8 protein-coding genes are annotated in these 8,938 nt (G+C 72.2%); 5 read left to right on the top strand and 3 right to left on the bottom strand.

Features of this window, described 5'->3' with window-relative positions:
• The 5 genes from ABYX71_RS08540 to ABYX71_RS08520 form a co-directional block, all read left to right on the top strand.
• Positions 1-1,528 (top strand): ELM1/GtrOC1 family putative glycosyltransferase (locus tag ABYX71_RS08540; protein ID WP_372696075.1); only part of this gene is annotated, 1,528 nt, incomplete at its 5' end.
• A gap of 5 nt (positions 1,529-1,533) precedes the next feature.
• The gene (locus ABYX71_RS08535) at positions 1,534-2,250 is read left to right on the top strand and encodes a hypothetical protein (RefSeq protein WP_372696074.1); all 717 of its coding nucleotides are present in this window, start codon (positions 1,534-1,536) and stop codon (positions 2,248-2,250) included.
• Positions 2,247-3,437 carry a glycosyltransferase gene (locus ABYX71_RS08530; RefSeq protein ID WP_372696073.1) on the top strand — a complete coding sequence of 397 codons (1,191 nt, stop codon included), beginning with the start codon at positions 2,247-2,249 and terminating at the stop codon, positions 3,435-3,437. Before ABYX71_RS08535 ends, ABYX71_RS08530 begins: the two co-directional genes overlap by 4 nt.
• A gap of 4 nt (positions 3,438-3,441) precedes the next feature.
• Positions 3,442-4,581: a glycosyltransferase gene (locus tag ABYX71_RS08525; RefSeq protein WP_372696072.1), complete on the top strand. Its 1,140-nt coding sequence runs from the start codon at positions 3,442-3,444 to the stop codon at positions 4,579-4,581.
• A complete protein-coding gene (locus tag ABYX71_RS08520) occupies positions 4,578-5,777 on the top strand; it encodes a glycosyltransferase (protein WP_372696071.1) in 1,200 nt (399 codons plus the stop codon). Before ABYX71_RS08525 ends, ABYX71_RS08520 begins: the two co-directional genes overlap by 4 nt.
• Before the next feature lie 6 nt (positions 5,778-5,783).
• On the opposite strand, the gene ABYX71_RS08515 is transcribed toward ABYX71_RS08520, so the two are convergent.
• The 3 genes from ABYX71_RS08515 to ABYX71_RS08505 all read right to left on the bottom strand — a co-directional run bounded on the left by ABYX71_RS08515 (position 5,784) and on the right by ABYX71_RS08505 (position 8,877).
• Complete coding sequence (locus ABYX71_RS08515) at positions 5,784-6,764, bottom strand: VOC family protein (protein WP_372696070.1); 981 nt, start codon at positions 6,762-6,764, stop codon at positions 5,784-5,786.
• A 162-nt stretch (positions 6,765-6,926) separates the two neighbouring features.
• The gene (locus tag ABYX71_RS08510) at positions 6,927-8,318 is read right to left on the bottom strand and encodes a short-chain fatty acid transporter (protein ID WP_372696069.1); all 1,392 of its coding nucleotides are present in this window, start codon (positions 8,316-8,318) and stop codon (positions 6,927-6,929) included.
• Between the two features lie 139 nt (positions 8,319-8,457).
• Complete coding sequence (locus ABYX71_RS08505) at positions 8,458-8,877, bottom strand: thioesterase family protein (protein ID WP_372696068.1); 420 nt, start codon at positions 8,875-8,877, stop codon at positions 8,458-8,460.
• Between the last annotated feature and the right edge of the window lie 61 nt (positions 8,878-8,938).

Genomic DNA, 8,938 nt, shown 5'->3' with positions numbered 1-8,938 from the left:
CGGCGAAGCGCTGGGTGTCGGCAAGCTTGCGCGGCTGTTGCAACTGCTGCAGGACAACTTGCAGCAGCAGGGCGACGGCCTGCTCGAGGCGCAGCGGACGCTGGACTACCCCGAGATCGCCCGTCGTGCCCACCGCCTGGCCGGTGCCAGTGGCGACCTGGTGGCCGCCGCGCACCTGGAACGGTGCCCGGCCGACGACCTGCCGTGGCTGGTCGACGCCCTGTTCGCGGCCGCCGGCACGGCGGTCTACCTGGCCGTGGCGCCGGCCGCGGCCGAACCGCCGGCGGACACCGAGGCCTGGTGGCGGGCGCGCCTGCGCACCGCCGCGCGGCGGCATCCGGGGCGTGCCTGGCGTCTGGACGTGCTCGACGCCGGCGGCCGGCGTAGCCGCGGCTGGCAGGCGGCGGCGGGCACGGACACCTCACCGGTGGTGTGGCTGCTGCACGGCAGGCACGCCGGCGACAACGCGCAGATCGACGCCCTGGCCGGGGCCGTCGGCTGGCCGGCACAGACACGGCGCCTGCGTTTCTCGCCGCTGTCGCGTCTGCCGGGCTGGCTGAAGGGCGCCCGGCCGGTCGGGCTCACCGCCAGCGAGCCCGCGCTGGCGCCGCCGTGGCCGGATCTGGTGATCGCCGCCGGCCGGCGCAGCGCCAGCGTGGCGCGCTGGATCGCGCGGCGCAGCGGTGGACGCACCCGCACCGTGGTGCTCGGTCGGCCGCGGGCACCGCTGTCGGCGTTCGATCTGGTCCTGACCACGCCGCAGTACGGCCTGCCGGTGCGTGGCAACGTGCTGCACCTGCCGGCGCCGCCGGCGACCGGGTCGGCGCCCGAAGCGGCGACGCTCGATGCCTGGCGCGCGCGCTGGGCGGCGTTGCCGCGGCCGTGGATTGCGCTGCTGGTGGGGGGGGACCGCGCGCCCTATTGCCTGGATGCCGACCAGGCCCGCCGGCTGGGCGAGGCGGCCGGCGCACTGGCCGCGCGCCTTGGCGGCAGCGTGCTGGCCACCACCGGTCCACGTACCACGCCCGCGGCGGCCGAGGCCCTGTTCGCGGCGCTCGGCGATCGCGCCTTCCAGCACCGCTACGCGCCCGGGCAGGCGGACAATCCGTATCGCGCGCTGTTGGCGCTGGCCGATCAGTTTGTCGTCACCGGCGACAGCGCCTCCATGCTGGCCGAGGCCGCGGCCAGCGGCAAACCGGTTGCCGTGTTCGCGCCGGCGCATCGTCGCGGTGTCGTGGCGCGTCTGCAGCGGGCGCTGGAACGGCGTCTGGGGCTGGTCGAGCGCGCCGCCGGCAGCCGTGGCACGGCGCGTCAGCAAAACCGCCTGGGCCGCAGCTACGACCGCCTGCTGGCGGCCGGCGTGGTGAGCCGCGAACGTGACGTGAGCGCCGTGCAGAAGGCGCTTGGCCTGCCCGACCTGCCGGCCGACCCGGCGCCGGCCCAGCTCGATCCCGACCGCCAGGCGCGCGCGCTGGCCGATGCCGCCACGCGGGTGCGCGACCTGCTCACCGCCGAACAGAAGCTCTAGTCACCATGTCCGAACTGCGTTACCTGGACCCGGCGCGGCTGGATGCGCTCGATGCGGCGTATTTCCAGAACCGTCGGCCGTTCCCCTGGCTCAATCCGGAGGGTCTGCTGACCGCCGAGGCGTTCGCCACGCTGTACGAGACGCTGCCGGACGTCCAGATGTTCGACACGCATTTCGGCGTGGCGCGCAAGCACGGCCAGCAAAGTCACGACCGCTACGCGCTCGAATACCGGCCGGACCTGCCACTGGACGCCCCCTGGCACGAGTTTGTCGAGGAACTGAACGGTCCCCACTACACAGCCTTCCTGCAGCGCATGCTCGGCGTGCGCAGCGTGAGCCTGTCCTGCCACTGGCACTACACGCCCGATGGCTGCTCGGTGTCGCCGCACTGTGATGCCAAGCGCAAGCTCGGCTCGCACATCTTCTACTTCAACACCGAAAAGGACTGGGATCCGTCCTGGGGCGGCGAGACGCTGATTCTCGACGCCGGCGGGCCGCTGAAGCCCGACTCGGCGCCGTCGCTGGACGAATTCCGGCGTGTCACGGCCAGCGAGGCCATCGGCAACCGCAGCCTGCTGTTTGCCCGTACCGATCATTCCTGGCATGCGGTGCGCGACATTCGCTGCCCGCCGCAGGCGCTGCGCAAGGTGTTCATCCTGGTCATCGAGGCCGGCGGCGCCGGCGCCTGGTGGCGGCGCCTGACGCGGCAGCGCGGCTATTGAACACCGCCCCGACACCGCGCCTGGCCCTGCTGATCTCGGGCCTGGGCCTGGGCGGGGTGCAGCGCACCATGCTGACCCTGGCCGGCGGGCTGGCCGCGCGCGGTCTGGCGGTGGACCTGCTGGTGCCGGACGACCGAGGGCCGTTCCGCGACCAGGTGCCGGCGAACGTGCGCCTGGTGAACCTGTCGCGCTGGTGGCTGCGGGCGCCGGTGATTCGCGCCCGCAAGCGACGCAAGGCGCTGCTGATGGCGCCCGCCATTGCCGGCTACCTGCGCCGCGAGCGTCCGGCGGCGTTGCTGAGCGCCTCGCATTACGTGAACCTGGGTGCCCTGTGGGGGCGCGAGCTGGCCGGCACCGGCACCCGGCTGGTCATCAGCCAGCGCACGCAGCTGTCGGTGGCCATCACCAACAGCAGCCTGCCGCTGCTGCGACGCCGTCCCCTGCTGGCCTGGATGACGCGCCGCTACTACCCGCGCGCCGACGCCATCGTGGCGGTCTCGGACGGTGTGGCGGACGATCTGGCCACGGTTGCCCGGCTGCCGCGCGAACGCGTGCAGACCGTCTACAACCCGACCGATCTGGACTTCATCGCCCGTCGCGCCGCCGAGCCGGCGGCGCACCCGTGGCTGGAAGACGGCGGCGCGCCGGTGATCGTGGCCGTGGGCCGGCTGGCGGCGCAGAAGGACTTTGCCACGCTGCTGCGGGCGTTTGCCCGCGTGCGGCAGCAACGCCCGGCCCGGCTGCTGATCCTCGGCGAGGGCCGTCTGCGCCCGGCGCTCGAGGCGCAGGTGGCCGAGCTCGGGCTGGGCACGGCGGTGGCCATGCCCGGTTATGCCGAGAACCCGTTCTGCGCGCTGGCGCGGGCCGATCTGTACGTCATGTCGTCCCGCTACGAGGGCCTGCCGGGCGCGCTGATCCAGGCGCTGGCCTGCGGTTGCCGCATCGTCAGCACCGACTGCCCGTCCGGGCCGGCGGAGATCCTCGATCAGGGCCGCTTCGGCCGCCTGGTGCCGGTCGGCGAGGCGCCGGCGCTGGCCGAGGCCATGCTGGCGGCGCTGGACACGCCGCCCGACCCTCAGCGCCAGCGCGCGCGCGCGGCGCAGTTTTCCGTGCCGCGGGCAGTGGATGCGTATCTGGATCTGCTGCTGGGGGACGAGGCTGCCGCTTTCCGGCAGGCGGCAGGCTGAACCCTTGGCCCGGATCGCCATCCTGGTCTCGTCCTGGCCGCGCGGGGCGATTCAGCGCCTGATGCTGAACCTGGCGGCGGAGTTTGCCGCAGCCGGCCATCGCGTCGATCTGCTGGCGCCGCGTGGACAGCCGCCCGCCGAGGGCCTGCCGCACGGCGTGCAGCTGCTCGAACTGGCGCCGCGCCTGGCCAGGCTGCCCGGTGTGCGGCGGCACAAGCGCTGGTTCGTGCCGCTGGCGCTGCCGGCGCTGGTGGCCTATCTGCGGCGCGAGCGCCCGGTTGCCCTGCTCAGCGGTGGCGAGTGGCCGAATGTGGTGTCGCTGCTGGGGCGCCGTGTGGCCGCTGGCGCGACCCGCGTGGTGGTGTCCGAGCACATCCATGTCGGTGCCTCCACCGCCGGGGCCGCCGAACGCAAGCGCCGCTACCTGCTGCCCCGGCTGATGGCGCGTCTGTACCCGCGTGCCGATGCCGTCGTCGCCGTGTCCGAGGGCGTGCGCCAGGACCTGCTGGGCCGGTTTCCGCTGCCGCCCGCCGCCGTGCGCACCATCTACAACCCGGTCATCACGCCGGCGCTGCTGGCGGCCCGTGACGCGCCGCTGGATGACCCCTGGTTCGTGGCCGGTGCGCCGCCGGTGCTCATCAACGTGGCGCAGCTGCGGGTGCAGAAGGATCAGGTGACCCTGCTGCGGGCCTTTGCCAGGCTGCGGGCCCGGCATCCGGCGCGGCTGCTGATTCTTGGCGAGGGCAACCAGCGTCCGGCGCTGGAGGCACTGGCGCGCGAGCTTGGCATTGCCGCCGACGTGCGCCTTGCCGGTTTCGTGCCGAACCCGCTGGCCTATCTGCGCCGGGCACGGCTGTTCGTGCTGTCGTCGGCATGGGAAGGCCTGCCGACGGTGCTGATCGAGGCACTCGCCTGCGGCTGTCCGGTGGTCAGCACCGATTGCCCGTCGGGGCCGGCGGAGATCCTGGACAACGGCCGCTGGGGCGGCCTGGTGCCGGTGGGCGACGTCGACGCGCTGACGGCGGCGATCGAGACGGCGCTTGCCGCCGATGTCGATCGTCAGGCGCTGGAGCGGCGCGGACTCGACTTCAGCGCAGCCGCGGTGGCGCCGCCGTATCTCAACCTGCTGCTGGGGCGCGCGTGAGACCGCGCCTGGCGCTGCTGCTGCTGTCGCTGTCCGCCGGAGGTGTGGAACGGGCGACGGTGCGCCTGGCAGGCGAGTTGGCCAGGCGCGGGTTTGCCGTGGACCTGCTGGTCTGCCGCCCGCGGGGGGAACTGCGCGACGCCGTGCCGCCCGGCGTGCGTGTGGTGCCGCTGGCCGACGCCGGCACCGTGCGCGGGCGGCTGGCTGCGCTGCGGGCGGCCGGGCGCGCCTGGCCGGCCCTGCTGCGCCCGGTGCTGCTGGCGCTGCACGCCTCGCGCGCGCTGCGCCACCTGCCGGCGCTGGTGCGGTACCTGCAGGCCGAACGTCCGGCGGCGCTGCTGTCGGCCAAGACGCCGGTCAACCTGATGGCGTTGTGGGCGCGGCGCCGGGCCGGGGTGCCGCTGCGCCTGGTGGTCAGCGAACGGGTGCAGCTGTCGGCCATCGCCACTGCCGACCGGCCGGCCAAGCGCAGCGCCCTGCCGCGCCTGGCGGCCCGGTTCTATCCCGAGGCCGACGCCATCGTCACCGTGTCCGGCGGCGTGGCGGATGATCTGGCCGCGCTGATCGGGCTGGACCGCGCGCGGGTCACGGTCATCTACAACGCGGTGGTGGATGCCGCGTTCGCCGGGCGGGCGGCGCAGCCGGCGCCCCACCCGTGGCTCGAAGACGGCGGCGCGCCGGTGCTGCTGGCGGTCGGCCGCCTGCACCGCGACAAGGACTACCCGACGCTGCTGCGCGCGTTCGCCCGGCTGCGTCGCCAGCGTCCGGTGCGGCTGCTGGTCCTGGGCGAGGGGCCGCAGCGGGCCGAACTGCAGGCGCTGGCTGACAGGCTCGGCATCGGCGACGCGGTGGCCATGCCGGGCTTTTGCGCCAACCCGATGGCCGCCATGGCGCGTGCCGCGGTGCTGGCGCTGACATCGCGCTCCGAGGGCTTCGGCAACGTGCTGGCCGAGGCGCTGGCCTGCGGCTGTCCGGTGGTCAGCACCGACTGCCCGTCCGGGCCGCGGGAGATCCTGGACGGCGGCCGCTACGGCCGCCTGACGCCGGTGGGCGATGCCGACGCCCTGGCGGCGGCACTGGCGGCGACGCTGGATGCGCCGGTCGACCGCGTGGCGCTGCGGGCCCGCGGCAGCCTGTTCAGCGCCGACCGCGCGGCCGATGCCTACCTGGCGCTGCTGCTGCCTGCGGACGCTTAGGCGGCTTCAGTCGCCGACCACGATGCGGGCGATGTCCGGGCTCGGGAACATCAGGTCGAGCCAGTTGTCGGCCAGCGGCTGGATGACCTCCACGAACAGGCCGCACAGCGGCTGCCCGCCGTCGAAGTAGGCGAAGGCCATCAGGCCCGGGATGCTGGCCGACTGGCCGACCACGATGCCGCGCTCGGACAGGGCCTGCGCGGCGCGCTCGAAATCCGGCGGCGGCGCCAGCGTGACCATGATGTGGTGCACGCACTCGCCGCGCCGGTCGAGCGCATCGCGGTAGATGGTGGGCCCGTCGAGCGGCTCGACCAGCTCGAAGCAGGCGCTGCCGCGACGGCCGATGGACAGGCGGGCGGTGTGTTCCACCGGCTGGCCGTAGTACCGGCAGTCCGGCATCTGGGAACTGTCGATGCCGATGTCGACCCAGGCCTCGACCCCGAGCAGGGCGCGAAAGCGCGCCTTGGCGGCGTCCAGGTCGCGGACCATCATCGATACCTGGTAGAGCTTCTGCACCGGCAGGATGGCATCGCCGGGCAGGTACAGCGGCTCGCCGGGGGCAATCAGCGCGTCGGCGTCGGCGAACACCAGGCCCAGGCCACCGAGCGCCGCGCGGCTGTCCAGCAGCCGGCGCCGGCCGCCGTGTTCGTCGTGTTCGGCCAGGGTGGTCATGCCCGCTGCCGTCTGTGCCTGTGTCACCGCCGCCCAGTGCGGGGCCGGGATCACCACGTGGCTGGGTCCCTCGCCGCAGCGCTCGAGGGCGTCCGCCCACACCCCCGATTTCGGTTCGATGAGTTCGATGCCGACGCCGTTGCCGTAGCCGACAGCCTGTCGGTGGCTGTAGTCGTGGTCGTCCCCGGTGCGTCCGCTGCAGTCGGCGACGCGCCAGTCATTGATGCCGAAAAAGCGCGCGTACTCGGCGGCGGCGGCGCGGCAGTCGCGCGTGAGCACGCCGACCCGGGCAATGGCGGTAACGGGCAGCGGCATGGTGACCTCCTGGAGGGTTCAAGCTGAGGGTGGTGAGCACCACGGCACGGGGAGGTGCCTTCATGGGCCGCCGGGTCGGCCACCCATGAAGGAAACCGGGCATCCCGATTTCGGTTTCCGTGGTCCCGGGAAGTCCTGGATGGACTTGTCCGGACGTCCAATTCACAGATTCGGCGGAATGAACAGCATGGCGATCATCATCATCAGGCCGATCGGTACTCCCACCATGAACGAGTAGCCGGCAAAGCGGCCAAAGCGCACGCCGGTGATGGCGACGATGGGAATGGCCATGTACGGATGCACCAGGTTGGTCAGCGAGCCACCGTGCATGTAGGCGATCAGGGTGGTGGTGACCGACACGCCCAGTTCGCGCGCCGCCGGGATGACGTAGGGCGCCTCGATGATCCACTTCGAGCCGGCCGACGGCACGAAGAAATCCATGATGCCCGAGTAGACATAGACCACCAGCGGGAACAGTTCCTGGCTGGAGAAGCGTACGAACAGGTCGCTCAGCCACTGGCCGAGATCGGTGCCGGTCATCAGGCCGAAGATGCCGCCATAGAACGGAAACTGCAGCACCACGCCATAGGCCGAATCGAGGCCGCGGCGCACCGCCTGCACGAACGACAGCGGGTTGCCGTGCAGCAGCAGCGCCAGTCCCAGGAACACGGCGTTGTAGGCGTTGATGTTCCAGGCCCGGGCGAAGCCCTGGGTGGCCATGTTGTAGCCCAGCGTGAACAGCACCATGCCGCCGGCCAGGTAACACCAGAAACGGCGGTTCTCGAGCCAGCTGGCCGGCGTCGGCTGCTCCGGCTCGACGCTTGGCGGCTGCGGCATGATGGCGTCCAGCCGCTGTGGATCGAAGGTCACCACCGGCGTGTTGCCGCGCGGGTGCAGGGCGCAGATGGCGCCGATGCTCACCACCGACAGCAGTACCAGCAGCAGCAGGTTGAAGTGGGCGAACACGGTTTCGGTGACCGGATACAGGCGGTCGACGATGGGGCCGCCGACGGCCGGATTGATCATCGGGTTGTCCGGCGTGGCCATGATCAGTGCCGCCGAGCCGGACAGCGCCGCGTTGGTGACCGTGCCCACGCCCATGAAGGCTGCCGCGCACAGCACGCGGATGTCGGCCTTCGGGTTGCGGCGCGCCACGAACGGGATCAGCAGTGCGCTCATCACGAAACACAGCGCCCAGTTCAGCAGGCCGGTGACGGTGGTGGTCACCGCCAGCAGCAGCACCGCCTGCACCGGCTTGTCCGGATTGGGCAGGCGCGCCAGGCGGTCGAACAGCCAGAAACCCGGCCGCGACATGACGCAGGCATAGGCGGCGAACACCGATATGGAGAACTGCATGGTGATCTGCAGCAGCCCCCACATGCCGTTGCCCCAGGCGGTGACGGCTTCCGTCGGGGCCGCGTCGGCACCGATCACCGCCAGCACCAGGGCGATGGCAGTGAGCACCATGCACACCACCCAGGCATCGGGGATGTAGCGCTCGGCCACCGCCGAGGCGGCGTTGCCGGCCCGGCTGAAGGCGTCCAGCAGTGCCATTTCTGCTCCTCTTGTTCTGTTTGAAAAGGGCATCCGCGCCCTTTTCAAGCGCGCCACGCCGCAGGCGCGACCCACCGGGGGCTCTCACCCCCGGGCGCGCTGGGGCCTCCTGCCCCAAGCGCTTTGCACGGGGTCACGCTCAGGCCGGCATCTTTTTGTGCAGGCGGGCGTTGAACTTCTCGGCGTCGATGACGAAGCGCTCGTGCGTGCCCTCGGCGATCAGGTCCACGCCGTCGTGGGCACTGACGGCGAACTTCAGGCGCTTGCCGTCCATCTCGTCGAGCCGTACCTGCACCGTCACCGTGAGGCCCGGCGGCGTGGCCGCCAGGTGCGACACGTTGATGTGCGTGCCGACGCTCTGCTCGGCCGGCCAGTCGAGGTGCGGCTTGATGGCGTCCACGCAGGCCCACTCCAGCAGCGCCACCATGAAGCCGGTGGCGAACACCCGCGGCATGGCCTGGAAGTCGGCCGCCTCGGGGTAGATGTTGGGCACCGTCTTGGCGTCGCTGACGGTGAACTGGAACTGGTGTTCGAGGCCGGGTTTGAGGCTGTCCTTCATGGTCTTACTCGCCAAAACGCGCCAGGGCGTCGATGAGGGTGGTCGGCGTGCCGGCGGGCGG

It is taken from the genome of Immundisolibacter sp. (assembly GCF_041625615.1).
Classification (GTDB): domain Bacteria; phylum Pseudomonadota; class Gammaproteobacteria; order Immundisolibacterales; family Immundisolibacteraceae; genus Immundisolibacter.
Note: the sequence above shows the minus strand (reverse complement) of the source record. Positions and strands in the feature narration are given on the sequence as shown.